Source organism: Salmonella sp. SSDFZ69 (assembly GCF_004010755.1).
Lineage (GTDB): Bacteria > Pseudomonadota > Gammaproteobacteria > Enterobacterales > Enterobacteriaceae > Salmonella > Salmonella enterica.
This window is the reverse complement of record NZ_CP034831.1, coordinates 1,766,204-1,790,929: the sequence shown is the minus strand read 5'-3', so window position 1 is coordinate 1,790,929 and position 24,726 is coordinate 1,766,204. Positions and strand designations below refer to the sequence as shown.

Genomic DNA, 24,726 nt, shown 5'->3' with positions numbered 1-24,726 from the left:
CCGGTTTTACTATTGCCGATAATACGCACGATTACGCGACGTCTTCGTACTGTGGAACCGGGTTGCGGAAGCTTTTAGTTACGCACGCCAGATAAATCAGCCCGATACCCGCCCAGATCAGGCCCAGTACCATTGAGCTCTCTTCCAGGTTAACCCACAACGCACCAACCGTGAGCGCGCCGCACATGGGCAGGAACAGATACTGGAAGTGATCTTTCAACGTTTTATTACGCTTCTCACGGATCCAGAACTGCGAAATCACCGACAGGTTAACAAAGGTAAACGCGACCAGCGCACCAAAGTTAATCAGCGCCGTCGCCATCACCAGGTCAAAATTAATCGCCAGCAGCGCGATCGCCCCGACCAGGATGATGTTCATCGCTGGCGTACGCCATTTCGGATGAACGTAACCGAAGAAGCTTTTCGGGAATACGCCGTCGCGCCCCATTACGTACATCAGGCGCGCTACGCCTGCATGCGCCGCCATACCGGAAGCCAGCACGGTGATAGTAGAGAAGATCAGCGCGCCCACCTGGAAGGTTTTACCCGCCACGTACAGCATGATTTCCGGCTGAGACGCATCCGGATCTTTAAAGCGAGAGATATCCGGGAAGTACAATTGCAGGAAATAGGTTGCAAAGATGAAGATCAGGCCGCCAATCAGCGCGGTCAGGAAAATCGCACGCGGGATCACGCGCTCAGCATCTTTGGTCTCTTCCGACAGGTTACTGATGCCGTCAAAGCCGGTAAAGGAGAAGCACAGGATCGTCGCTCCCGTAATCATCGGGATAACGTGCGCATCGCCGGACCAGAACGGACGGGTGCTCGCCAGCGTACCGGCGCCTTCGCCTTCAAATACGCCATAAACCACCATGCCCAGAATGACCGCAATCAGCACCACCTGTAGCACTACAATCACGGTGTTGAAGTTAGCGACCGATTTGAGGCTGCGCAGGTTAAAGGCCGTCATAAAGGCCACCAGCGCCACGACAAACACCCATGACGGAATGGAGGGCACCAGCGCTTCAAAATAAATTTTCGCCAACAGAATGTTGATCATCGGCGCGAACAGATAATCGAGCAGAGAAGACCAACCCACCATAAAGCCAACGGTCGGGCTGATGGATTTCTGGGCATAGGTATACGCCGAACCCGCGGAAGGGTAGCGACGCACCAGTTTCCCGTAGCTCAACGCCGTAAACAGAATCGCGATTAACGCGAATGCATACGCCGTCGGTACGTGACCGTCAGTGAGGCCTGAAACGATACCAAATGTATCGAACAGCGTCATCGGCTGCATATAGGCAAGACCCATCATTACAACCGGAACTAACGTAAGCGTTTTACGTAATTCCACGCGAGAGGTGTTTGGAGTAACGTTATGCGACATGGTCATTCTCCTTTACGGCGAATGCCGTCGCGTAAGCAAAAAATTGCCCCATTTTCTGGATTCCTCAGCGACAACAACTGTCGATTTTTAAGTAAGTATCTATCCGGTACGAAGCCCGGCCTCTTGGTATTGAATGATGTGTTTGAAGCAAAAAAATAACCGACGCGTATTAAAACGTCGGTTAGTGTCATTTTTTGCAAGCGGCGTATTCTGCCCTAAATTGAAGTGAAATGACAAGAGAATGCGAGCGCGTTCAAAAAATTATTTTTCATAAGCGATTGATTTTTAAACCGGCGATTTTGCATACACCCCAGCAATAGCATTATTTGCTAAAATTTCATCCCGCCACCAGCCGCTGGCCAGCCCGGCGGTCTGTTCATTCCAGCCAACCCACACCGGTTCATAGACGATTTGCGCTACAACTTTCTTCTCTATAAGCGCGCCGCTTTCCAAAAATCGCTGCGCCAGATAACGCGGTAAATAGCCGCATCCCAGGCCGCTAATTTGCAGCTCCAGCTTGGTTTTAAAATCAAACACGGTAATCGCTTCCTGAGCGTCGAGCAGTTCAGACCCTATTGATCGCGAGGAATGGACGCTATCGCCAACCACAATCGCGCGAAAACGTTTGATCGTCTGGCGGCTAAGCGGTTCCTCTTCATGAACCAGCGGATGATGCGGAGCGACAGCAAACACCAGTTCAAGATCGCCCAGTCTTGCAAAGCCAAAGCCGGTGTCAGGCGGCGGCGCGCGCATGGCGCCAACGATGATATCCGCCCTTCCCTGCGTCAGCGTCTCCCATGAACCGCCGAGAACGCCATTGACAAATTTAAGGCGCGTCACGCTGTGGCGTTGATAAAAAGCGTCGATAAGCGGGGCCAGAAGAGAAAAGGGAAAGGTATCATCCACACCGATGACCAGTTCGTTCTCCCAGCCTTCATGCAGTTTAATCGCCTGCTTTTCCAGCTCGCGAACGGTGTGCAGCACTTCACGGCCTTTTTCCAGTAGCATCTTACCGGTTCGCGTAAATCGCGCGCGATGCCCGCTACGGTCGAGCAGTTGGATATTAAGATCGTTTTCCAGCTTATGAACGGTATAACTGAGGGCGGACGGCGTTTTAAATAATTTTGCCGACGCCGCCGCGAAGCTGCCTTCTTTTTCTAACGCATCAAGAATAATCAGAACGTCCAGCAGTGGTTTCATACTCGTCCCCTTGCGCTATATGGCGACCACCTGCTGGACAGCGACTCACTCCATCGGCATCACCAGCGGATCGGGATATTGATATTCAAATCCCAGCTCATTACAAATCCGGCTACCGTCGATAATCTTCCCTTTGCCGTTGTCCGGTGCGTCACGAAAATGCGGCGGCGCCATTCCCAGCAAGCGCGTCATTTGCGGATAAAACACGTTGCGGGCTGGATGCGCCGGCGCACATATATTATAGATGTGCCCCCCTTTTGGCGCCTGTAGCAAGAGGGTAATTGCGCCAACCACGTCTTCAAGATGCACCAGATTGACCCCGTGTTGACCATCCGGCGCGGTTTTTCCGGCAAAGAAACGTCCGGGATGGCGCCCAGGCCCGACCAACCCCGCCAGCCGCAGAATATCTACTGACGTGCCCGGCAGATTATGCAGCCAATCTTCCAGTTCCTTCAGGGTACGCCCGCTGGCCGTGACCGGATTACGCGGCGTATTCTCTTTCACCACGCCTTGCGCATCGCCGTAAACAGACGTCGAACTGGTAAAAATAATACGCGGGATACGATAAGCCAGCGCGCTGTCGACCAGCTCCTGCATCGCCTGCAGATAAAAATCCTCTCCTGGACCGCTACGGCGCGCGGGCAGTGTTATCACCAGCGCATCGACATCCAGCAGAGCGTCAAGATCGTCCGCCTCACAGACCAACTCCGGCTCCAGACGCAGCGGATAGCTTTCAATTCCACTCATACGGGCCGCTTCCACCCCGTCAAGGGTGGTTTTGCTGCCGGTAACCTGCCAGCCTCTCGCTGCCAGCGACATTGCCAGCGGCATGCCTAACCAACCTAAACCGACAATTGCGACCTTTTTCATCCATTTTCTCCTGACTTTAACGCCTCATACATAAGGCTACGCCAGCCCGCCGTGACTGACAATTCATACTATAAATGCGAAATGAAAAAAGCGCTTGCTTTAAGGCGTAAAAGTGGTTTAGGTTAAAAGGTATCAAATGAATAAGCATTCATCGGAATTTTTATGACACGCGTTCAATTTAAACACCACCATCATCACCATCATCCTGACTAGTCTTTCAGGCGATGTGTGCTGGAAGACATTCAGATCTTCCAGTGGTGCATGAACGCATGAGAAAGCCCCCGGAAGATCATCTTCCGGGGGCTTTTTTTTGGCGCGCGATACAGACCGGTTCAGACAGGATAAAGAGGAACGCAGAATGTTAGACAACACCCGCTTACGCATAGCTATTCAGAAATCAGGCCGTTTAAGCGATGATTCACGAGAATTGCTGGCCCGCTGCGGCATAAAAATTAATTTACACACTCAGCGCCTGATTGCGATGGCGGAAAACATGCCGATTGATATCCTGCGCGTGCGTGATGATGACATTCCGGGTCTGGTGATGGATGGCGTGGTCGATCTCGGCATTATCGGCGAGAACGTGCTGGAAGAAGAGCTACTCAATCGCCGCGCGCAGGGCGAAGATCCGCGCTATTTTACCCTGCGCCGTCTTGACTTCGGCGGCTGCCGTTTATCGCTGGCAACGCCGGTTGACGAAGCCTGGGACGGCCCGGCCGCGCTGGACGGTAAACGTATCGCTACCTCTTATCCGCACCTCCTCAAACGCTACCTCGACCAGAAAGGCGTCTCTTTTAAATCGTGTCTGTTAAATGGTTCTGTCGAAGTCGCGCCGCGCGCGGGGCTGGCCGACGCTATCTGCGATTTGGTCTCTACCGGCGCGACGCTTGAAGCTAACGGCCTGCGTGAAGTCGAAGTTATCTACCGCTCTAAAGCCTGTCTGATTCAGCGCGACGGTGAGATGGCACAGAGCAAGCAACAGCTGATCGATAAATTGCTGACCCGTATTCAGGGCGTGATTCAGGCGCGCGAATCGAAATACATCATGATGCACGCGCCAAGTGAACGCCTGGAAGAGGTTATCGCCCTGCTGCCAGGCGCTGAAAGGCCGACAATTCTGCCGCTGGCGGGCGAGCAACAGCGCGTGGCGATGCACATGGTCAGCAGCGAAACGTTGTTCTGGGAAACCATGGAGAAACTGAAAGCGCTTGGCGCCAGCTCGATTCTGGTACTGCCGATCGAGAAGATGATGGAGTGATCTGACGCCTGATAGCGCTGCGCTTATCAGGCCTACGTAATGCGTTGATATTTTGGGTTCTGTAGGCCGGATAAGGCGGAACCCTGTGATGGAGTAAAGACCATGAGCTTCAATACCCTGATTGACTGGAACAGCTGTAGCCCTGAACAGCAGCGTGCGCTGCTGACGCGTCCGGCGATTTCCGCCTCTGACAGTATTACCCGGACGGTCAGCGATATTCTGGATAATGTAAAAACACGCGGTGACGATGCCCTGCGTGAATACAGCGCTAAATTTGATAAAACAGAAGTGACAGCGCTACGCATTACCCCTGAAGAGATCGCCGCCGCCGGCGCGCGTCTGAGCGACGAATTAAAACAGGCGATGGCCGCTGCCGTCAAAAATATTGAAACGTTCCATTCCGCGCAGACGCTACCGCCTGTAGATGTGGAAACCCAGCCAGGCGTGCGTTGCCAGCAGGTTACGCGTCCCGTCGCGTCTGTCGGTCTGTATATTCCCGGCGGCTCGGCTCCGCTCTTCTCAACGGTGCTGATGCTGGCGACGCCGGCGCGTATTGCGGGATGTCAGAACGTGGTTCTGTGCTCGCCGCCGCCCATCGCTGATGAAATCCTCTATGCGGCGCAACTGTGTGGCGTGCAGGAAATCTTTAACGTCGGCGGCGCGCAGGCGATTGCCGCTCTGGCCTTCGGCAGCGAGTCCGTACCGAAAGTGGATAAAATTTTTGGCCCCGGCAACGCCTTTGTAACCGAAGCCAAGCGTCAGGTCAGCCAACGCCTCGACGGCGCGGCTATCGATATGCCTGCCGGGCCGTCTGAAGTACTGGTGATCGCCGACAGCGGCGCAACACCGGATTTCGTCGCTTCTGACCTGCTCTCCCAGGCAGAACACGGTCCGGATTCGCAGGTGATCCTGCTGACGCCTGATGCTGACATTGCCCGCAAGGTGGCGGAGGCGGTAGAACGTCAACTGGCGGAACTGCCGCGCGCGGACACCGCCCGGCAGGCCCTGAGCGCCAGTCGTCTGATTGTGACCAAAGATTTAGCGCAGTGCGTCGCCATCTCTAATCAGTATGGGCCGGAACACTTAATCATCCAGACGCGCAATGCGCGCGATTTGGTGGATGCGATTACCAGCGCAGGCTCGGTATTTCTCGGCGACTGGTCGCCGGAATCCGCCGGTGATTACGCTTCCGGAACCAACCATGTCTTACCGACCTATGGCTATACTGCTACCTGTTCCAGCCTTGGGTTAGCGGATTTCCAGAAACGGATGACCGTTCAGGAACTGTCGAAAGCGGGCTTTTCCGCTCTGGCATCAACCATTGAAACATTGGCGGCGGCAGAACGTCTGACCGCCCATAAAAATGCCGTGACCCTGCGCGTAAACGCCCTCAAGGAGCAAGCATGAGCACTGAAAACACTCTCAGCGTCGCTGACTTAGCCCGTGAAAATGTCCGCAACCTGGTACCGTATCAGTCCGCCCGCCGTCTGGGCGGTAACGGCGATGTCTGGCTAAACGCGAATGAATTCCCGACAGCGGTGGAGTTTCAGCTCACCCAACAAACGCTTAACCGCTACCCGGAATGCCAGCCAAAGGCCGTGATTGAAAACTACGCGCAATATGCTGGCGTAAAGCCGGAGCAGGTGCTGGTCAGCCGCGGCGCGGATGAAGGGATCGAACTGGTGATCCGCGCCTTCTGCGAACCGGGGAAAGACGCCATTCTCTACTGTCCGCCCACTTACGGTATGTACAGCGTCAGCGCCGAAACCCTTGGCGTAGAGCGCCGGACGGTTCCCGCGCTTGAAAACTGGCAGCTGGATCTACAGGGGATTTCCGACAACCTTGACGGAACAAAAGTGGTATTCGTTTGTAGCCCCAATAACCCCACCGGGCAACTTATCAACCCGCAGGATCTGCGCACGCTGCTGGAGTTGACACGCGGTAAAGCGATAGTCGTCGCCGACGAAGCTTATATTGAGTTTTGCCCGCAGGCCACGCTGGCAGGCTGGCTGGTTGAATATCCTCATCTGGTTATCCTGCGCACATTGTCGAAAGCTTTTGCGCTGGCGGGTCTGCGCTGCGGCTTTACGCTGGCTAATGAAGAGGTGATCAACCTGCTGTTAAAAGTGATCGCCCCTTATCCGCTTTCTACGCCAGTGGCGGATATCGCCGCCCAGGCGCTGAGCCCGCAGGGAATAAACGCAATGCGCGATCGCGTGGCGCAGACAGTGCAGGAACGTCAGTATCTGGTGAATGCCCTGCAACAGACCGCCTGCGTAGAACACGTCTTTGACTCTGAAACCAACTATATTTTGGCGCGGTTTACCGCCTCCAGCAGCGTGTTTAAATCCTTATGGGATCAGGGCATTATCTTACGCGATCAGAATAAACAACCTTCTTTAAGCGGCTGCCTGCGGATTACGGTCGGCACCCGCCAGGAAAACCAGCGCGTCATTGACGCCTTACGTGCGGAGCCAGTATGAGTCAGAAGTATCTTTTCATCGACCGGGACGGAACCTTAATTTCCGAACCACCAAGCGATTTTCAGGTAGACCGCTTTGATAAACTGGCCTTTGAGCCAGAGGTGATTCCCGTATTGCTGAAACTGCAAAAAGCCGGTTTTAAGCTGGTGATGATCACTAACCAGGATGGACTTGGCACGCAAAGCTTCCCGCAGACGGACTTCGACGGACCGCACAACCTGATGATGCAGATTTTCACCTCTCAGGGCGTACGCTTTGATGAGGTGCTGATCTGCCCTCACCTGCCCGCAGACGACTGCGACTGCCGCAAGCCCAAAGTGAAGCTGGTGGAGCGTTATCTTGCGGAACAAGCGATGGATAGCGCTAACAGCTATGTGATTGGCGATCGTGCGACCGATATCCAGCTCGCTGATAATATGGGCATTACTGGTTTACGCTATCACCGTGAAACGCTGAACTGGACGATGATTGGCGAACAGCTAACGAAACGCGATCGCTATGCGCATGTGGTCCGCAACACCAAAGAGACACAGATTGATGTCAGCGTCTGGCTGGATCGCGAAGGCAACAGCAAGATTAATACCGGCGTCGGCTTCTTTGACCATATGCTCGATCAAATCGCCACCCACGGCGGCTTTCGCATGGAGATTACCGTTAAGGGCGATCTCTATATTGACGATCACCACACGGTAGAAGATACCGGACTGGCGCTCGGTGAGGCATTAAAACTGGCACTCGGCGACAAGCGCGGTATCTGCCGTTTTGGCTTTGTACTGCCGATGGATGAATGTCTGGCGCGCTGCGCGCTGGATATTTCCGGTCGTCCGCATCTGGAATATAAAGCTGAATTTACCTACCAGCGTGTGGGCGATTTGAGCACAGAGATGATTGAACACTTTTTCCGCTCACTCTCTTACACGATGGGCGTCACTCTGCATCTCAAGACTAAGGGTAAGAACGATCACCACCGTGTCGAAAGTTTGTTTAAAGCCTTTGGTCGGACGCTACGCCAGGCTATTCGCGTGGAGGGCGATACATTACCGTCCTCGAAAGGAGTGCTGTGATGAACGTCGTCATCCTTGACACCGGCTGCGCCAATTTAAGCTCGGTGAAATCCGCCGTGGCGCGCCACGGTTACACCCCGGTGGTCAGCCGCGAAGCGGAAACCGTATTACGCGCTGACAAACTCTTTCTGCCCGGCGTCGGCACGGCGCAGGCCGCTATGGATCAACTGCGCGAACGTGAACTGATCGACTTAATTAAAGCGTGTACTCAGCCGGTACTGGGTATCTGCTTAGGGATGCAACTGCTGGGTCGTCGCAGCGAAGAGACGCGCGGCGTGGATCTGCTGAACATTATCGAGCAAGACGTGCCGAAAATGACCGACTTTGGTCTGCCGCTGCCGCACATGGGCTGGAATCGCGTGTATCCGCAGGCGGGCAACCGGCTGTTTCAGGGCATTGAAGATGGCGCCTATTTTTACTTTGTTCACAGCTACGCGATGCCGGTCAACCCGTGGACTATCGCCCAGTGCAATTACGGCGAGCCGTTTACCGCGGCGGTACAGAAAGATAATTTCTTCGGCGTACAGTTCCACCCGGAACGTTCGGGCGCGGCGGGCGCACAGTTGCTGAAAAACTTCCTGGAGATGTAATGATTATTCCGGCATTAGATTTAATTGACGGCACCGTGGTGCGTCTCCACCAGGGCGACTACGCCCGGCAGCGGGATTACGGTAACGATCCCCTACCCCGTTTGCAGGATTACGCCGCCCAAGGCGCCGGGGTGCTGCATCTGGTAGATCTGACCGGCGCTAAAGATCCGGCTAAGCGACAGATACCGCTGATTAAAACCCTGGTCGCGGGCGTGAACGTGCCTGTTCAGGTCGGCGGCGGCGTGCGTACCGAAGAAGACGTTGCGGCATTACTGAAAGCTGGCGTTGCCCGTGTGGTCATCGGTTCAACGGCGGTGAAATCTCCTGACGTGGTGAAAGGCTGGTTTGAACGTTTTGGCGCGCAGGCGCTGGTGCTGGCGCTGGACGTTCGCATAGACGAACACGGCACCAAGCAGGTGGCGGTTAGCGGCTGGCAGGAAAATTCCGGCGTCTCGCTGGAACAACTGGTGGAGACCTATCTCCCCGTCGGCCTGAAACATGTACTGTGTACCGATATTTCTCGCGACGGCACGCTGGCGGGCTCTAACGTTTCGCTGTACGAAGAGGTATGCGCCAGATATCCGCAGATCGCCTTTCAATCCTCCGGCGGTATTGGCGATATCGATGATATTGCCGCCCTGCGCGGCACCGGCGTGCGCGGCGTGATTGTCGGACGCGCTCTGTTAGAAGGGAAATTTACCGTTAAGGAGGCCATCCAATGCTGGCAAAACGTATAATTCCGTGTCTGGATGTTCGTGATGGTCAGGTGGTGAAAGGCGTACAGTTTCGCAACCATGAGATCATTGGCGATATCGTTCCGCTGGCCAAACGCTATGCCGACGAAGGCGCGGACGAACTGGTGTTCTATGACATTACCGCCTCCAGCGATGGCCGCGTAGTCGATAAAAGCTGGGTGGCGCGCGTTGCCGAGGTGATCGACATTCCGTTTTGTGTAGCGGGCGGTATCCGGTCAATTGACGACGCCGCCAAAATTCTTTCTTTCGGGGCGGATAAGATCTCTATCAATTCCCCTGCACTGGCTGACCCAACGCTGATTACCCGTCTGGCTGATCGTTTTGGCGTACAGTGCATTGTCGTCGGGATTGATACCTGGTTTGACGACGCCACGGGGAAATATCATGTTAACCAGTATACCGGCGATGAAAACCGTACCCGCGTGACGCAGTGGGAGACGCTGGACTGGATGCAAGAGGTACAACAGCGCGGCGCGGGGGAAATCGTCCTGAATATGATGAACCAGGACGGCGTGCGTAACGGTTACGATCTGACGCAGTTGAAAAAAGTCCGTGACGTTTGCCGCGTGCCGCTGATCGCCTCCGGCGGCGCGGGTACGATGGAACACTTTCTTGAGGCATTCCGTGATGCCGATGTCGACGGCGCGCTTGCCGCCTCCGTTTTTCACAAGCAAATCATCAATATTGGCGAATTAAAAGCGTACCTGGCAGGCCAGGGCGTGGAGATCAGGATATGTTAACAGAGCAACAACGCCGCGAGCTGGACTGGGAAAAAACCGATGGCCTGATGCCAGCCATCGTGCAACATGCGGTATCCGGCGAAGTATTGATGCTGGGCTATATGAACCCACAAGCGCTGGACAAAACCATTGAATCCGGCCATGTTACGTTCTTCTCACGCACGAAACAGCGTTTATGGACCAAAGGCGAAACCTCAGGCCATGTGCTGAATGTCGTCAGCATTGCGCCGGATTGCGACAACGATACACTGCTGGTGCTGGCAAATCCTGTCGGGCCGACCTGCCACAAAGGTACCAGCAGCTGCTTTGGCGACGCCAGCCATCAATGGTTATTCCTGTATCAACTGGAGCAGCTACTGGCAGAGCGCAAAACCGCCGATCCGGCCAGCTCTTACACGGCGAAACTGTACGCCAGCGGTACTAAACGTATTGCGCAAAAAGTTGGCGAAGAAGGTGTAGAAACCGCGCTGGCGGCCACCGTCAATGATCGTTTTGAATTAACCAATGAAGCGTCTGATTTGATGTACCACCTGCTGGTGCTGTTGCAGGATCAGGATCTCAACCTCACCACCGTGATCGACAATCTTCGTAAGCGTCATCAATAAGCGTAAAAAAAACCGGGCAATGCCCGGTTTTTTAATGAGAAATTTTACCTGTCGTAGCCGACCACTATCCGGCAAAGAAGCTTACAAGGCTTTTGGCTTATAGCTACGTAGCGCATTGCGTCCCAGCACAATCCCGGCACCGATCATCCCACCCAGCAATACAGCCAGCACAAGGGTAATGGCTTTTTTCGGGCTATCGCGACGGACCGGCAGCGTCGGCTTCATCACATAACGATAGACGTGCACCGTATCGGCAGTCACTTTCAGATTTTTAATGTCCAGCAGTGTCTGCTTCGTCTGGAAATAGGCCGGAGAAAAGACCAGTGGACGCGTCGCTTCGTTCTGTATCATCGATTTTAGCGCATCGCTCCCCAACAGGAACATAGTGTCCTGGGTAACATCCTGGGTTTGCTGAATCTGCGGCTGCGTGATTTTGGCCTCATCCGCATAGCGCAACGCTTCTTCGATTTGCTTAATACGCAGATCTTTTTGCTCCTGCGCCACAACTTCCTGCGTCTCAAGGGACTCCTGCAACGTTTTGGTTTGCAGCGTGATGTTATCTTTCAGGTCAACTTCCAGTTCCTTAGCGACCTCTTCATCCACCTGTTGGATATATTCCGCCAGCCGACGCTGCGCTCCTTCAGCGGTAGTACTCACATAAGAAACCGAGAGCGGCAGCGCCTGCCCCTTTACCGACTGTTCAATGGTGAGCTTTTCCGGCTCTTTCTGATTATCCAGCGCTTCCGATAATGCAGAAAACGCAGAGCTAAAGCGGCTTATAAAATTCGCCTGCACTTCAGAGATTTTGGGGGCATTCCCGCCATACAAAACGTTGAGCGCGTTGGTATAGGTGGCAACCTGCGCGGCATCAGGTTGGGTAATAATCGCCGTGGATGTCCATTTTTCTTTGGCTATCATCAGGTAGCCTACGGCCAGCAAAATGGCGATAATAACGGCTACAATAATGGTCATCTTCCCACGCCATAACTGTAGCAATAACTCAATCAAATCAATCTGTTCCGGATCGTTCCCACGCCCGGAAGACGTATTACTATCCACTGTCATAGATACCCTAACTAAAAAAAGGATGAAGCTGGAGACAGTGTAGTCATAAAGCAAATATATGCCATAGGATTAATGATAAAAATCAGACATTATTTCCATATGGTCAATAAATCATCGGGACTCATCAGCCCCGATTGCCTTATTAATCACTACCGAAAAGATCGCGGGTATACACTTTTTCAGCGACATCCAAAAGCTCTGCCGCCATCCTGTTGGAAATAATGACATCCGCCTGCTGTTTAAAGCAGTGCAAATCACGTTCAAGACGTGAGTTAAAGAAAGTATCTTCTTCCATTACCGGCTCATAGATGATGACCTCTACGCCTTTCGCTTTAATGCGCTTCATAATCCCCTGAATCGATGAGGCGCGGAAGTTATCGGAGCCACTCTTCATAATCAGGCGATAAATGCCCACCACTTTAGGCTTTCTGGCGAGGATAGCGTCGGCAATAAAATCTTTACGCGTACGGTTTGCTTCAACGATAGCGGAGATAATATTATTAGGCACCGACTGATAATTAGCCAGCAACTGTTTGGTATCTTTTGGCAAACAATATCCGCCATAACCAAAAGAGGGATTATTATAATGATTGCCAATACGCGGATCGAGGCACACCCCTTCAATAATTTGTCGGGTATTTAATCCTAACGTTTCAGCATAGCTGTCTAATTCATTAAAATAAGCGACTCGCATAGCGAGATAAGTATTGGCGAAAAGTTTAATGGCTTCCGCTTCAGTGGAATCCGTAAACAGCGTCGGAATCTCCTGTTTAATAGCGCCTTCCTGGAGTAATGCGGCAAATTCTCTGGCGCGCTCAGACTGTTCCCCAATCACGATACGGGAGGGATAAAGGTTATCGTAAAGGGCTTTACCTTCACGTAAAAACTCCGGAGAGAAAATGATATTTTCTGTCGCAAACTTCTGACGCATTGCCGCCGTGAAGCCAACCGGCACCGTAGACTTAATAATCATCACGGCTGCGGGGTTGATGCTGATCACATCCTGAATGACCGATTCCACACTGGACGTATTAAAATAGTTGGTTTTGGGATCGTAATCCGTAGGCGTAGCAATGATGACGTAATCTGCATTCTGGTACGCATCAAACTTATCCAGCGTTGCCCTGAATCTGATGTTATCTTCCTTTAAAAATTGCTGAATTTCTTTATCAACAATCGGAGATATCCGATCATTTAACAGTTCAACACGGGAAGGAACAATGTCTAATGCCACCACATCATGATGTTGTGCAATAAGCAAACCATTAGACAAGCCAACATAACCCGTCCCGGATATCGTGATTTTCATTATTCGCTCTCAGAATTAACTTAATTATGAATCATGATGTATTTCGCATCCTGATAAGATATTAAAGTTTTAACGCCTGAGTATATAAAGTGCAACGCAGACGAAAACAATTCAGATTATCTTCATTACGATAAACACAGATTATTAAGTTAATATTAAGCAAAAGCGATAAATCAATAAGAATAGAGATAAAAAAAAGCCCGGTATTAAACCGGGCTTAAACATTTTTGCAGAAATTATTCCAACCACTCGGTATGGAAAATGCCTTCTTTATCAGTACGTTTATAGGTGTGCGCACCAAAGTAGTCACGCTGCGCCTGAATTAAGTTAGCTGGCAGTACTGCGGCGCGATAGCTGTCATAGTAGGCCACTGCCGCAGAGAATGTCGGCACCGGAATGCCGTTCTGCACCGCGTAAGCCACAACATCACGCAGCGCCTGCTGGTACTCATCAGCAATTTTCTTGAAGTAAGGCGCTAACAGCAAATTGGCAATACCAGCGTTTTCTGCGTAAGCATCGGTGATTTTCTGCAGGAACTGAGCGCGAATGATACAACCCGCACGGAAAATCTTAGCAATCTCGCCGTAGTTGAGATCCCAGTGATATTCATCAGACGCGGCGCGTAGCTGCGAGAAGCCCTGCGCATAGGAGACGATCTTGCCAAGATACAGCGCGCGACGCACTTTCTCGATAAATTCAGCTTTGTCGCCTGCCGGCTGCGCTTTCGGCCCGGAGAGCACTTTAGATGCGGCAACACGTTGCGCTTTCAACGAAGAGATGTAACGCGCAAAGACGGATTCGGTAATCAGCGACAGCGGTTCACCCAGATCCAGCGCGCTCTGGCTGGTCCATTTACCGGTCCCTTTGTTGGCGGCTTCATCAAGAATGACATCCACCAGGTAGTTTCCGTCTTCATCTTTTTTAGTGAAGATGTCTTTAGTGATGTCGATCAGATAGCTGCTCAGCTCGCCGTTATTCCACTCAGTAAAAGTGTTCGCCAACTCTTCATTGCTGAGATTCAGGCCGCCTTTCAGCAGGGAGTAAGCTTCAGCGATAAGCTGCATATCGCCATATTCAATACCATTGTGGACCATCTTGACGTAGTGACCAGCACCATCGGCGCCGATATAGGTCACGCACGGTTCGCCATCTTCTGCCACAGCAGCAATCTTCGTCAGGATCGGCGCCACCAGTTCATAGGCATCTTTCTGACCGCCAGGCATGATAGATGGCCCTTTCAGCGCGCCCTCTTCACCACCGGAAACACCGGTACCGATAAAGTTAAAACCTTCCGCAGACAGCTCGCGATTGCGACGGATTGTGTCCTGGAAGAAGGTGTTACCGCCATCAATAATGATATCGCCTTTTTCCAGATACGGTTTCAGCGAATCGATAGCTGCATCAGTACCTGCGCCCGCTTTCACCATTAACAGGATACGACGAGGCGTTTCGAGGGATTCAACAAACTCTTTCACCGTGTAATAAGGCACCAGCTTTTTGCCGGGATTCTCGGCAATCACTTCTTCGGTCTTTTCACGGGAGCGGTTGAAAACGGAGACGGTATAACCACGGCTTTCGATGTTGAGCGCGAGGTTGCGCCCCATCACTGCCATACCGACGACGCCGATCTGTTGCTTGGACATTACATACTCCTGTCAGGTGTGGAAACCCTGCCACAAACGGTCATGGCAGGTTAAAGGTGAATAGTATGTTAACTCAAAGGTATGATATTAAGGTAGCGATTGATGCGTTCAGATTTTACGCAGGCTATTTTATACAATTATTATTCAGTACTTCTCGATAAGCTTAATACGCACCATCTCGCCGCAAAACAACTTTCGCTGTTTTAAACAGAATGGCAATATCATTCCAAAGCGTCCAGTTTTTAACATACCATGAATCAAAATAAACACGGGTGTCATAATCAACATCATTACGCCCACTCACTTGCCATAGACCTGTCATGCCCGGTTTTGCCATCAAATAATAATCAACATCATCACAATAACGCTCCAGTTCATCCGAAACGATAGGTCGTGGTCCAACCAGGCTCATATCACCTTTTAGTACATTAAAAAGTTGTGGCAACTCATCAAGGCTAGTTTTACGTATAAATCGACCTACAGCTGTGATTCGAGGATCATTTTTCAGTTTAAAATCTTTTTCCCATTCAGCCCTGGCAATAGGATCGTTAGCCAAAAGTTCTTTTAGTACCTCTTGAGAATTCATAACCATAGAACGAAATTTATAGCATGGAAAAAGTTTTCCATGCCGACCTACTCGCTGGTGACCATAAATAGCCGGACCACCATCTCGAGTAACTTTATACCACAGATAAATCATAAGTGGTGATGCAATTATAAGAATTATTATTGAACAAACAATATCAAATGTCCGTTTGAGAAAACGGGACGACCTTTTAGCCAAGTTATTTTGTATCCTTAATAACATAACTTCATGGCTAAAGATAAAAGACATATCAGTATTATATAATGGCAATCCTCTAAACGAGGGGACTACAGTAACAGAACGACAATGATGTTTTGAAAGTTCACGTAGCCAAAAATGTGTTTTCTCCAACTCGGTGTATTCATAAGCAAGGATATAATGGACATCACCTGTACGATTTAAATCCCAAATAGTCTCAGTGTCCTTTATCACCGGCAACATATTTATTTCAGCATCTGACGCATCCGTATCAAAAAAAGCGATAACATCAAACCCCATCATCTCCTCACTTTGCAGCGCAGAATATGCACCACGAGCATTCTGTCCGCTCCCCAGGATGATAGTTTTTTTCTTCCAGATACCTAGCTTGTTCAATAAATGCTTTGTAAGTGCGCGAAAAAAAGGCACCAGGATTATGGCAAAAGTCCAACAAAACACCCAGACATAGCGTGAAAACTGCCATTTTGTAAAAGCAATTAAAGCCAAATCAAACACAGCAAAAATAACGATAGTACGAATAACCTCTTTCAACTCATACCAGAATGGCTTTCGATATGTATAGTGACGCAGCCGAACCCAAAACCATCCAACGCATACTATAGATAGAATAAAATGTGATATAAATCGATTATCCAATTGCTCTTGTGGTACAAATCGCTGAACTTCATCAAAGATTAAATATACAACACCTAGCGATGCCCATAAGGCTACATTAAAAAACAATAAATCTGATATAGCCAATAATATTTTGCATAAATTTGGGTTATACTTATTATCAAAACGATCCATTTAATTCTCACCCTCAACCTGGGTACCAGATAACCAGACAAAGTATTACTGGAAAGAAACGCTCTATATCAACAGCCATTAAGCTCTACCCAGTTTGCTTTTGATATTAGAGAGAACAGTTTCAACAATATTACATGCATCCTCTTGCGAGTCAGCCTCCGCATAGCAACGCAACTCAGGGGCATTGCCTGAAGGTCGTAAATGAATAATATTATTGTTATCGATAGTGATTCTAAAGCCATCAGTAACATCAGAATGTAATATATGATGTTTATTAAAACCAATATACTGCAAAAAATCCTCTTGATCTGTCAGACCAAGATTTATTAGAGACATACTTGTTTTAACACTTATATCCTGTAATCTGTTTGAATAGGTATAGCGAGCAGGAAGTTTTTTAACAAGCTCACTAATACTTTTGTCCTTGCTACCAAACAGAAGCATAATGGCAGGTAATAAAGCATCACGTGTTGGTAATGCCTTAAGTAAACGCTGATTAATATAAACATCGCTACCTAGCAGAAAGCCACCATTCGCTTCAAAACCAGCTATACAATTATAGTTTGCAGATAATTTAGCAAATGCTGCAATCACATAGGGTGAACCAATCTTTGTTCGTTCCACATGTTTAAAAAAGTTACCAGATGAGATTGTACTGTTGCAGCTTACAGGAATAGCGACTGCATCAGCAGCTAATTCGAGAGAGCACAGAAGGCCTAATATATCTCCTCTTAACCAATTTCCATATTCGTCAGCTATCAGAGGGCGATCTCCATCACCATCAGTTGAAAATATAGCATCTAACTGATATTTTTTTGCCCATGTGATTGCTTTATTTCTATCATCTTCACTTACAGCTTCAGTATCAATAGGAACAAATTCGTCGCTCCTTGCTAAACTAACAACTGTAGCACCCAACATTTTGAATAACGTCTTATAGAGATCACGACCCGCACTAGAATGCTCATAAATTCCAATGCGCTTATTTTTTAAGAATGGCATTGGGAATAATGAGGTATATCGTAGAATATAATTGCTAGCAGCGATTGTGGAAATTGTCAATTGTTCAAGCTTAGGCTGCATAAATGAGGCTTCAACATGAATAATAGCATTCTCATCATCTTTAGTAATTTCACCATCTGGCCTATAAAATTTCAGGCCATTACGGTCAAAAGGGATATGACTGCCAGTAACCATGATTGCAGGTACTTTATCGGAAATTGATTGATGAGCTAAAGCAGGTGTTGGAATTACGCCATAGTAAACGGTTTTAATTCCTTTTTCTTGCAAAGCAGCGGCACAAGCTTGAGCCATCGCGTAACTGCTTGGACGATTATCAATTGCGAGCGCAACCGTTGTAAATGAGAATCTTTGCTGCATTACTGTCAAAAAGGAAATGGTAAATGCTGCGCAAACTTCGGGTGTAAAATCGGTAACAAGGCCGCGGGCACCACTGGTTCCAAAATTAATTCCAGATTTGTTGATAACATCGTAAGTATTATATATATTTTTCATCAATTCATTACTCCAGATATCCAGAATGTTTCTCCAGGCGAATAATATCATCCTCCGCAAGATAGGTGCCAGATTGAATTTCTATTAGTTCTAATGGAATAGTCGCGGGGTTTTTTAACGTATGAACTGTATTAGCAGGTATAAATGTTGATTCATTCTCCGAAATTGTAAAAATTTCTTCCCCCTTAGTAATACAAGCAGTACCAGATACCACTATCCAATGCTCAGCACGATGGAGATGCATCTGAGCAGCAAACTTCGCGCCTGGTTTAACAGTTATTCTTTTAACTAAATAATTATCGCCACTATGAATTACGCTAAATTTTCCCCACGGTCGGAAAACCTCTAAATGTTTTTTATGTTCGTTTCTATTATTAGCTTTTAAATAATCAACAACTTTTTTAACATCCTGGACTGAATCTTTATCAGATACTAATAAGGCATCTGCTGTCTGCACGATAACTAAATTACTTACTCCGATTGTACTAATAAACGATTTTTCAGAATAGATATAATTATCTTTACTATTATATGCAAAAATATCGCCATGTAATACATTACGTTGTGGATCTTTCTTAGAAATATCCCACAGTGAAGACCATGACCCCACATCTGACCAGCCGGCATTCATCGGTACGACAACTGCATGCCTAGTATGTTCCATTACCGCATAATCGATAGAATCACTAGGGCACATTGCGAATGCTTCTTTATCAATACGGATAAAATCAAGATCAGGATTAATACTCCCTACCGCATTTTCACATGCTTGGTAAATATCGGGGGACAGATCCTTTAATTCTTGTAAGTAACTACTTGCACGAAATAGGAACATACCGCTGTTCCAATAATATTTCTCTGATTCTACATAATGACGCGCTGTATCGAAATCAGGCTTCTCTACAAATTCGGCTACAGAAAAAGCATCTTCCCCGATTGCTTCACCTCTACAAATATAACCGTAGCCAGTTTCGGCCTGTGTGGGTACAATACCAAACGTTACTAGCTTACCTTGTGTTGCAAAAAATTCAGCGTGATTGATAGCTTTAAGAAACACTTTCTCATCGCGGATGACATGATCCGCAGCAAGGACAAGCAAAAGCGGGTCTTCATCGACGACATTCTGAAGTGAACAAAAAGCGGCCAGCGCTATAGCTGGGGCTGTATTACGCCCCACTGGCTCTAATATGATGTTATTTGCTAGTTTATTTATAGCTCGAAGTTGTTCAGCGACAAGGAAGCGGTGACTATCATTACAAATGACTAAAGGTTCTCCAGCCAAAAGAGGAGTCAATCTTTTAATGGTGTTTTGCAGCATAGATAATTCACCATCTACGCTTAAAAACTGTTTCGGATGCTCTTCACGTGAAAGTGGCCACAAACGGCTACCAATCCCACCGGCCATTATTACTGGTATTAATTTAGACATTCAATAAACCATAATTAACGTTTAATAATCTGTTCTGTTTTGAAAAGATTCCACTTTTCATTAACAAAGTTCTTAAATTCTTGTTCAAATCTTGATCGAGAAAATTTTTCTGCATTTTTTCTACAAGCCTGAGATGTAAAAAATGATGCATTTTTTTCAAATTCACTAACAGCTTCATGCAAAGAAGCAATATTCTGTTCCTTGAAGAAAATGCCAGTCGGTTCCTCTACACCTAGTGGGCGAACGGTTTCTAAGGCCCCCCCCTTCCCAAAGGCAATAACAGGGGTACCGCAAGCTTGAGCTTCGACAGGTATTATTCCAAAGTCCTCTTCCGCTGCAAAAACAAACGCCCTGGCGCTCTGCATATACTCTTTTAAAACAGGAAAAGATTGATAACCGAGCAATTTTATATTGTCTGTAGCCTTGCTCTTTATTTTTTTCATCTCCGGTCCATCACCAATAACTACTAATTTCTTTTCCGGCATTTTACTAAAGGCTTCGACAATAAGATCAATACGTTTGTAGGGTACCATACGGGATGCTGTGAAATAATAGTCTTGCTTTTCATTTTTTACTTCAAAATTATCCACATCTACAGGCGGATATATAACTGAAGCCTCACGTCTGTATACTTTTTTAATTCTACGCGCGATATATTGAGAATTAGCTATAAAATGATCAACCCCATTTGCGGTTCGAGAATCCCAAATTCGTATTTTGTGAAGAAGCCATTTTGCTAACCAACCTTTAATTCCTTTATTCAGGTTAGACTCATTAAGGTACTGATGCTGTAAATCCCACGCATATCGAATAGGAGAATGAACATAGCTAATGTGAAGCTGATCTGGTCCGGAAATAACACCTTTTGCAACGGAATGGGCGCTACTAATGATGATATTAGCATCTGATAAATCAAGTTGTTCAATAGCCAGTGGCATTAGTGGTAAATATTTCTGGTAAAATTTTTTAGCTTTAGGTAAATTTTGAATAAATGTGGTAGTCGCATATTTCCCCAGAAAATGTCTTCTTTGTTCATCCGTTAGAAAATCAACCACCGAATATAACTTCGCTTCAGGAAAAACATGCAGGATGGCAGATGATACCTGTTCGGAGCCTGCATAACTTAATAACCACTCATGAACGAGAGATATTTTTATTTCATTTATTTCCATCACATGCCTCTGTCAGTACCATTTCAATCTCACTAACCACGTTTTGCCAATTGAACCTCTTTGCCCGCAAAAGCCCCTTTTGGATTAAATGCTTACGAAGTTCAGAATCATTAATTAACCTCGAAATTCCTTTAGTAATAGCATCTTCCGAAAGAGGGTCGACAAGAATCGCTGCATCTCCAGCCACCTCTGGCAATGATGAAGTTAGAGAAGTTAATACAGGAATACCACAGGCCATGCCCTCCACTACAGGTAATCCAAAACCTTCATATAAAGAAGGGAAAACTAATCCTAACGAGCCCTTATATAACGATGGTAAATCTTTTTCAGACACGAACCCAAAGAACTTTACACGTTCACTTAAACCATGTTGTATTATTAGTTTTTCTAAATCATTACAAGGATTACCAGTAAAAACGAGTTTTATTGATGGATCAATATCTGCTTTGGCAAAGGCAGATATAACACACTTCTCATTCTTATGAGTTTTTCTGTTTCCTACACATAGCAAATATTTATAGCCTAAATTCAATGGTTTTACATCGGCATTAAATAGACTAGATACCCCATTATATACCGTGACTATTTTATTAGGGTTTACACCTGACCATGCTACTATTCTTTCTTTTGAAAAATTCGAAACTGTAAATATTTTATATGCTTTTCTACAACCGCGCTTTATTATAAAATTATAAAATAACCTCTTAAAAAGAGATGAATTATCATTTAAATCCAGATGATTTAGATCATGTATTGTTATTATGAACTTTTTCGAACAAAAAAGTGGTGGAATATAGCCAGGAAGAAAAACCACATCAGTTTTCTTTCGCAGAAAAATATTGACTGCTAAACCTAATGGGGCCAGCGGAGAAGCACATTTTCTATATAGTTCCTCCTTAGATATATCACATAGTAGTTTAGCAATTTCATCAGTAAAACGTCCAATCCCCCCTTTATTAGACCAACTGATATCCATCAAAACCTTTTTATTATTCATTATCGCGTGCACCGTCTATTTGTTAATTTTAAAAATGGAATCAAAGCTAAAACTGTCCAATAATATATAGAAAAAGTTGATGACGAAGGTGCTGAACTTAACGCTGCACTTATAAAATATATACTTCCAAAGAGAAAATATAATCTATAGTGCATATGGCTACAATGACTGCCATATATTCTATTTAGTAAAGTTGAAGAATAAAATTGACTTGCCAGATAAATAATATTTATGATTAAGCCAATAATACCAGTCTCAAGGGCGATCCAGAAAAAATAATTATCCGTATTTAACCTATTATCTTTTACCGAAAGCATGTTTCCTGAACCTTGAGTACCCAGACCTATACCTGATGGATGTTCTGACAGGAAGTTTAATGAATTAATTGCCATATCTATCCGTCCCTGTGTAGATCCACGCGATGCCTGAGACGAATCTGTAAACCTGCCGATCAAAATTTCTGTATAGTTGTCAAAAATATTAGTAGAAATTGCTAAAACGGGTATAATTATTACAAATAAAGTTATTCCACAAAGAAGCATCTTCCGATTTGAAATTATATAAAGTGCGTAAATAAGCACAGCAACAAGTATTGCTCCTCTAGTAAGACTCATGCAGATCGCTATAAATAGCACAAAACTAATAATAAGCATCAATAATCTTTTATATCCTTGGGAAAAACACTCCATACATAACAAAACACCTAATGTGAGCATATATCCAAAATTGAGAGCATCACTAAAACCGCCTGTAGCCCGGACCATCCCATCATAGCTATTAATTAAGTTTAATTGTTCTCCTGCATAATGCTCATCATATCCGAGCAATTTAATAAACTCTCCATTCATTAGTACATCAATAATAGATATTGTCGCAACCATAAACATTAGAAAAATTATGTAGCAAACTATTTTTTCAATATTTAAGGATTGCGGGTATGATACTTTTAAAATCACTAATGCTATGAAAACTGCCGGGAATAAAATATAACTCCGCCCTCCCATAATTGCTTGAATTTTATCCGGTGAGAATATAGTTAACGCTATTACCCATAGTATTACCGCCGACCATGAAAAAATAGTAAAAACCAACGGGAAATAAGTTTTTTTCCTATCAATGACAAATCGAACTAGCACTAACGCCACAAAAAATACATTGAGTACATCCCTTAGGATTGCTCCTGGTGGAAATGGCAGCATACCCACCATCCACGAACTAATATATGGAGAAAATAAGTTAACGCCTAATATCGCAGCAAGAAGTATATTCATAACATTTTTTGAAAGTGGAGGTTAAATACCAAGACGCGGAGTACCGCCTTTTTTGCTACGAATGTATTTAATTAAAGCATCATAGCCCCTCCGTTTTAGTACATACCCTAAAAAGGCATGCACATAGAAAAGCTTTTCATTTGAAAATCCCATTTTCCGAAATTTATTTATCATTTTAATATAAGTATAAAGAGGCAAGTCGAGTTGATCTCGAATATAAGGATAAAAATAGTTCGCTAAGTCTTTTCTAATTCCAGCATAAACGCCATCAATTTTTGTTGTATCTTCTATATATTTTGCAATTAGCAACAAGCCTTCAACCATATGTATACGGCCCTCTGGTTTATACCCCCCGGGGTGAAAACTCCTTTTTCAGTTCCAGCGTTACCAAAGTCAGGAGCCTCTGTATCCCTCGACAATGTCATCACGTCGCTAAAATAGTATCCCTGACCTTCAGCCATTAGCATACCAGCAAGGTACATTTGATAATATAAACGCCCATCAAATAAATCACTCGATAGTTTTTTTGCTTTTTCAGCATTGACAATAAAGCCTGAAATAACTCCAACTCTACGGAAGAAAAATTTAATGGCATCAGCCCCCGGCTGAAATAAAGTATCGTCTGTTAAATGACGAACAGTATCACATAACTCATTCGGATTTTCCTTAAACCAACCATACGCTCGCGTAGCCAATACAATTTCAGGATTAGCCTTCAAAACTTTCACTATTTTTGATAACGCTCCATCTGCTAATAGATCATCGTTGCCCATGATCATGCAATATTTACCTGTCGTCAAACTAATGCATTTTTTTAAATTCTTATCATAGCCTAAATTATCTTCATTGAAATTAACATAAAGATTATGTTTATTATTTTTTGCTTTATAGTTTTCGATAATAGAGTTTATCTCATCTCTTTGTGGAGATTTATCTTCACAAACAATGACCTCAAAATCATTATTCTTTAAACAATAATCTTGATTATATATGCTATCCAGTAGTGGCTCTAAAAACTCAGCTCTATTATAAGACGGTATACAAATACTGATAAAAACATTCATTTTAAAATACCTTTATTACTTTAGCAGGAACCCCACCAATTAAACATGGCTTATCGACTTTTAAATCCTTGACGACTGAATTGGCTGCGATTACACAGCCATCACAAATTTCACTACCAGCCAGAATTACTGCATTATCTCCAATCCAGCAGCAATTACCTATTTTAATAGGAGCAATATCACCTAATGGCTTATTTGCTGGCGGTTCTATTTTCGGACTGCATACTTTATAACTGCCATGGCTATGATCGCCTATATAAACTTTGCTACCAATTAATATATCGTTTCCTAAAATTAAACATGATACGCAAGAAATATGAACATTATCACTTAAACATATACGATCACCTATGTACAAATAAGGTTCAAATTTTTCATCACCATAATTATATACAGCTTCAATCCAGCAGTTATCACCAACCCGCATACTACCCCATTTGGAAGAGGTGTTATTTTTTGCAGAGTAAGGTTTGACATTCAATTTAAAATTCTTCCCAACCATTTTAAAATCATATCCGCTAAGCAGAACAAGAAACTTCGCTTTTAATTTCCGCCTAACTTTACTCAATAATGATATGATAAGATTTAGTTTTAATCTTAAAATATAGACAAGCATTAGATAGTCCTATAAGTCGTTTTCAGCAAACCACCTTGAATAATTTTTATTTATGCATTAAAACCGTCTTTATAATATATTTTATTTTTCTAAATA

25 protein-coding genes and 1 other annotated feature are annotated in these 24,726 nt (G+C 46.2%); of the genes, 9 read left to right on the top strand and 16 right to left on the bottom strand.

What is annotated here, in order from left to right:
* Window positions 1-31: 31 nt before the first annotated feature.
* The 4 genes from plaP to EOS98_RS08650 all read right to left on the bottom strand — a co-directional run bounded on the left by plaP (window position 32) and on the right by EOS98_RS08650 (window position 3,460).
* Window positions 32-1,390 carry a putrescine/proton symporter PlaP gene (gene plaP / locus EOS98_RS08665; protein ID WP_001519005.1) on the bottom strand — a complete coding sequence of 453 codons (1,359 nt, stop codon included), beginning with the start codon at window positions 1,388-1,390 and terminating at the stop codon, window positions 32-34.
* Window positions 1,380-1,442, bottom strand: a complete 63-nt coding sequence (yoeI, locus tag EOS98_RS08660) for a membrane protein YoeI (protein ID WP_096335044.1) — start codon at window positions 1,440-1,442, stop codon at window positions 1,380-1,382. Before yoeI ends, plaP begins: the two co-directional genes overlap by 11 nt.
* A gap of 233 nt (window positions 1,443-1,675) precedes the next feature.
* Window positions 1,676-2,590 carry a LysR family transcriptional regulator gene (locus tag EOS98_RS08655; protein WP_000803316.1) on the bottom strand — a complete coding sequence of 305 codons (915 nt, stop codon included), beginning with the start codon at window positions 2,588-2,590 and terminating at the stop codon, window positions 1,676-1,678.
* Window positions 2,591-2,635: 45 nt separating this feature from the next.
* Complete coding sequence (locus EOS98_RS08650; RefSeq protein WP_000754712.1) at window positions 2,636-3,460, bottom strand: SDR family oxidoreductase; 825 nt, start codon at window positions 3,458-3,460, stop codon at window positions 2,636-2,638.
* A 162-nt stretch (window positions 3,461-3,622) separates the two neighbouring features.
* Here EOS98_RS08650 and hisL point away from each other — a divergent pair, with 162 nt between their 5' ends.
* The 9 genes from hisL to hisIE all read left to right on the top strand — a co-directional run bounded on the left by hisL (window position 3,623) and on the right by hisIE (window position 10,955).
* Window positions 3,623-3,673, top strand: a complete 51-nt coding sequence (gene hisL / locus EOS98_RS08645; protein WP_001364200.1) for a his operon leader peptide — start codon at window positions 3,623-3,625, stop codon at window positions 3,671-3,673.
* Window positions 3,649-3,772 (top strand) — a sequence feature (His leader region). (Overlaps the previous gene by 25 nt.)
* 46 nt (window positions 3,773-3,818) lie before the next feature.
* Entirely contained in the window at window positions 3,819-4,718 is a 900-nt protein-coding gene (gene hisG / locus EOS98_RS08640; protein ID WP_000886600.1) for an ATP phosphoribosyltransferase, read from the top strand.
* 102 nt (window positions 4,719-4,820) lie between these two features.
* Complete coding sequence (gene hisD, locus EOS98_RS08635; RefSeq protein ID WP_000009613.1) at window positions 4,821-6,125, top strand: histidinol dehydrogenase; 1,305 nt, start codon at window positions 4,821-4,823, stop codon at window positions 6,123-6,125.
* Complete coding sequence (gene hisC / locus EOS98_RS08630) at window positions 6,122-7,201, top strand: histidinol-phosphate transaminase (protein ID WP_126523984.1); 1,080 nt, start codon at window positions 6,122-6,124, stop codon at window positions 7,199-7,201. The genes hisD and hisC overlap by 4 nt, the downstream gene beginning before the upstream one ends.
* Window positions 7,198-8,265 (top strand): bifunctional histidinol-phosphatase/imidazoleglycerol-phosphate dehydratase HisB, encoded by a 1,068-nt coding sequence (gene hisB, locus EOS98_RS08625; protein ID WP_000080053.1) that lies wholly within the window; start codon window positions 7,198-7,200, stop codon window positions 8,263-8,265. The genes hisC and hisB overlap by 4 nt, the downstream gene beginning before the upstream one ends.
* Window positions 8,265-8,855, top strand: coding sequence for an imidazole glycerol phosphate synthase subunit HisH (gene hisH / locus EOS98_RS08620; protein WP_001103593.1), 591 nt, complete (start codon window positions 8,265-8,267; stop codon window positions 8,853-8,855). The genes hisB and hisH overlap by 1 nt, the downstream gene beginning before the upstream one ends.
* Window positions 8,855-9,592 (top strand): 1-(5-phosphoribosyl)-5-[(5-phosphoribosylamino)methylideneamino]imidazole-4-carboxamide isomerase, encoded by a 738-nt coding sequence (gene hisA / locus EOS98_RS08615; protein ID WP_000586409.1) that lies wholly within the window; start codon window positions 8,855-8,857, stop codon window positions 9,590-9,592. The genes hisH and hisA overlap by 1 nt, the downstream gene beginning before the upstream one ends.
* Entirely contained in the window at window positions 9,574-10,350 is a 777-nt protein-coding gene (gene hisF, locus EOS98_RS08610; protein WP_126523983.1) for an imidazole glycerol phosphate synthase subunit HisF, read from the top strand. Before hisA ends, hisF begins: the two co-directional genes overlap by 19 nt.
* The gene (gene hisIE / locus EOS98_RS08605) at window positions 10,344-10,955 is read left to right on the top strand and encodes a bifunctional phosphoribosyl-AMP cyclohydrolase/phosphoribosyl-ATP diphosphatase HisIE (protein ID WP_000954846.1); all 612 of its coding nucleotides are present in this window, start codon (window positions 10,344-10,346) and stop codon (window positions 10,953-10,955) included. Before hisF ends, hisIE begins: the two co-directional genes overlap by 7 nt.
* A gap of 81 nt (window positions 10,956-11,036) precedes the next feature.
* Here hisIE and wzzB read toward each other — a convergent pair whose 3' ends face one another.
* From wzzB to EOS98_RS08545, 12 genes are all read right to left on the bottom strand, one after another.
* Window positions 11,037-12,020, bottom strand: a complete 984-nt coding sequence (wzzB, locus tag EOS98_RS08600; protein WP_000215250.1) for an LPS O-antigen chain length determinant protein WzzB — start codon at window positions 12,018-12,020, stop codon at window positions 11,037-11,039.
* Window positions 12,021-12,162: 142 nt separating this feature from the next.
* A complete protein-coding gene (ugd, locus tag EOS98_RS08595) occupies window positions 12,163-13,329 on the bottom strand; it encodes a UDP-glucose 6-dehydrogenase (RefSeq protein ID WP_000704825.1) in 1,167 nt (388 codons plus the stop codon).
* 236 nt (window positions 13,330-13,565) lie between these two features.
* Window positions 13,566-14,972 (bottom strand): NADP-dependent phosphogluconate dehydrogenase, encoded by a 1,407-nt coding sequence (gene gndA, locus EOS98_RS08585; protein ID WP_000043532.1) that lies wholly within the window; start codon window positions 14,970-14,972, stop codon window positions 13,566-13,568.
* 163 nt (window positions 14,973-15,135) lie between these two features.
* The gene (locus EOS98_RS08580) at window positions 15,136-16,566 is read right to left on the bottom strand and encodes an undecaprenyl-phosphate galactose phosphotransferase (RefSeq protein WP_024797758.1); all 1,431 of its coding nucleotides are present in this window, start codon (window positions 16,564-16,566) and stop codon (window positions 15,136-15,138) included.
* A 78-nt stretch (window positions 16,567-16,644) separates the two neighbouring features.
* Window positions 16,645-18,081, bottom strand: a complete 1,437-nt coding sequence (locus EOS98_RS08575; protein WP_024797757.1) for a phosphomannomutase — start codon at window positions 18,079-18,081, stop codon at window positions 16,645-16,647.
* A 7-nt stretch (window positions 18,082-18,088) separates the two neighbouring features.
* Window positions 18,089-19,510, bottom strand: a complete 1,422-nt coding sequence (locus EOS98_RS08570) for a mannose-1-phosphate guanylyltransferase/mannose-6-phosphate isomerase (protein WP_024798623.1) — start codon at window positions 19,508-19,510, stop codon at window positions 18,089-18,091.
* 14 nt (window positions 19,511-19,524) lie between these two features.
* A complete protein-coding gene (locus EOS98_RS08565) occupies window positions 19,525-20,682 on the bottom strand; it encodes a glycosyltransferase family 4 protein (RefSeq protein WP_000405025.1) in 1,158 nt (385 codons plus the stop codon).
* Complete coding sequence (locus EOS98_RS08560) at window positions 20,669-21,679, bottom strand: glycosyltransferase family 4 protein (protein WP_126523982.1); 1,011 nt, start codon at window positions 21,677-21,679, stop codon at window positions 20,669-20,671. Before EOS98_RS08560 ends, EOS98_RS08565 begins: the two co-directional genes overlap by 14 nt.
* Entirely contained in the window at window positions 21,679-22,878 is a 1,200-nt protein-coding gene (locus tag EOS98_RS08555; RefSeq protein ID WP_127821214.1) for an O-antigen polymerase, read from the bottom strand. Before EOS98_RS08555 ends, EOS98_RS08560 begins: the two co-directional genes overlap by 1 nt.
* A gap of 93 nt (window positions 22,879-22,971) precedes the next feature.
* A complete protein-coding gene (locus tag EOS98_RS24810; RefSeq protein WP_225872849.1) occupies window positions 22,972-23,274 on the bottom strand; it encodes a hypothetical protein in 303 nt (100 codons plus the stop codon).
* Window positions 23,253-24,014, bottom strand: a complete 762-nt coding sequence (locus EOS98_RS08550; RefSeq protein ID WP_225872848.1) for a glycosyltransferase family 2 protein — start codon at window positions 24,012-24,014, stop codon at window positions 23,253-23,255. Before EOS98_RS08550 ends, EOS98_RS24810 begins: the two co-directional genes overlap by 22 nt.
* Before the next feature lies 1 nt (window position 24,015).
* A complete protein-coding gene (locus EOS98_RS08545; RefSeq protein WP_024797753.1) occupies window positions 24,016-24,630 on the bottom strand; it encodes an acyltransferase in 615 nt (204 codons plus the stop codon).
* Between the last annotated feature and the right edge of the window lie 96 nt (window positions 24,631-24,726).

Excerpts from the sequence above, each read along its gene's own strand:
- plaP (WP_001519005.1), bottom strand. The coding sequence starts at position 1,390 with ATGTCGCATAACGTTACTCCAAACACCTCTCGCGTGGAATTACGTAAA.
- EOS98_RS08655 (WP_000803316.1), bottom strand. The coding sequence starts at position 2,590 with ATGAAACCACTGCTGGACGTTCTGATTATTCTTGATGCGTTAGAAAAA.
- EOS98_RS08650 (WP_000754712.1), bottom strand. The coding sequence starts at position 3,460 with ATGAAAAAGGTCGCAATTGTCGGTTTAGGTTGGTTAGGCATGCCGCTG.
- hisG (WP_000886600.1), top strand. The coding sequence starts at position 3,819 with ATGTTAGACAACACCCGCTTACGCATAGCTATTCAGAAATCAGGCCGT.
- hisD (WP_000009613.1), top strand. The coding sequence starts at position 4,821 with ATGAGCTTCAATACCCTGATTGACTGGAACAGCTGTAGCCCTGAACAG.
- hisC (WP_126523984.1), top strand. The coding sequence starts at position 6,122 with ATGAGCACTGAAAACACTCTCAGCGTCGCTGACTTAGCCCGTGAAAAT.
- hisB (WP_000080053.1), top strand. The coding sequence starts at position 7,198 with ATGAGTCAGAAGTATCTTTTCATCGACCGGGACGGAACCTTAATTTCC.
- hisH (WP_001103593.1), top strand. The coding sequence starts at position 8,265 with ATGAACGTCGTCATCCTTGACACCGGCTGCGCCAATTTAAGCTCGGTG.
- hisA (WP_000586409.1), top strand. The coding sequence starts at position 8,855 with ATGATTATTCCGGCATTAGATTTAATTGACGGCACCGTGGTGCGTCTC.
- hisF (WP_126523983.1), top strand. The coding sequence starts at position 9,574 with ATGCTGGCAAAACGTATAATTCCGTGTCTGGATGTTCGTGATGGTCAG.
- hisIE (WP_000954846.1), top strand. The coding sequence starts at position 10,344 with ATGTTAACAGAGCAACAACGCCGCGAGCTGGACTGGGAAAAAACCGAT.
- wzzB (WP_000215250.1), bottom strand. The coding sequence starts at position 12,020 with ATGACAGTGGATAGTAATACGTCTTCCGGGCGTGGGAACGATCCGGAA.
- ugd (WP_000704825.1), bottom strand. The coding sequence starts at position 13,329 with ATGAAAATCACGATATCCGGGACGGGTTATGTTGGCTTGTCTAATGGT.
- gndA (WP_000043532.1), bottom strand. The coding sequence starts at position 14,972 with ATGTCCAAGCAACAGATCGGCGTCGTCGGTATGGCAGTGATGGGGCGC.
- EOS98_RS08580 (WP_024797758.1), bottom strand. The coding sequence starts at position 16,566 with ATGGATCGTTTTGATAATAAGTATAACCCAAATTTATGCAAAATATTA.
- EOS98_RS08575 (WP_024797757.1), bottom strand. The coding sequence starts at position 18,081 with ATGAAAAATATATATAATACTTACGATGTTATCAACAAATCTGGAATT.
- EOS98_RS08570 (WP_024798623.1), bottom strand. The coding sequence starts at position 19,510 with ATGTCTAAATTAATACCAGTAATAATGGCCGGTGGGATTGGTAGCCGT.
- EOS98_RS08565 (WP_000405025.1), bottom strand. The coding sequence starts at position 20,682 with ATGGAAATAAATGAAATAAAAATATCTCTCGTTCATGAGTGGTTATTA.
- EOS98_RS08560 (WP_126523982.1), bottom strand. The coding sequence starts at position 21,679 with ATGAATAATAAAAAGGTTTTGATGGATATCAGTTGGTCTAATAAAGGG.
- EOS98_RS08555 (WP_127821214.1), bottom strand. The coding sequence starts at position 22,878 with ATGCTGCCATTTCCACCAGGAGCAATCCTAAGGGATGTACTCAATGTA.
- EOS98_RS24810 (WP_225872849.1), bottom strand. The coding sequence starts at position 23,274 with ATGGTTGAAGGCTTGTTGCTAATTGCAAAATATATAGAAGATACAACA.
- EOS98_RS08550 (WP_225872848.1), bottom strand. The coding sequence starts at position 24,014 with ATGAATGTTTTTATCAGTATTTGTATACCGTCTTATAATAGAGCTGAG.
- EOS98_RS08545 (WP_024797753.1), bottom strand. The coding sequence starts at position 24,630 with ATGCTTGTCTATATTTTAAGATTAAAACTAAATCTTATCATATCATTA.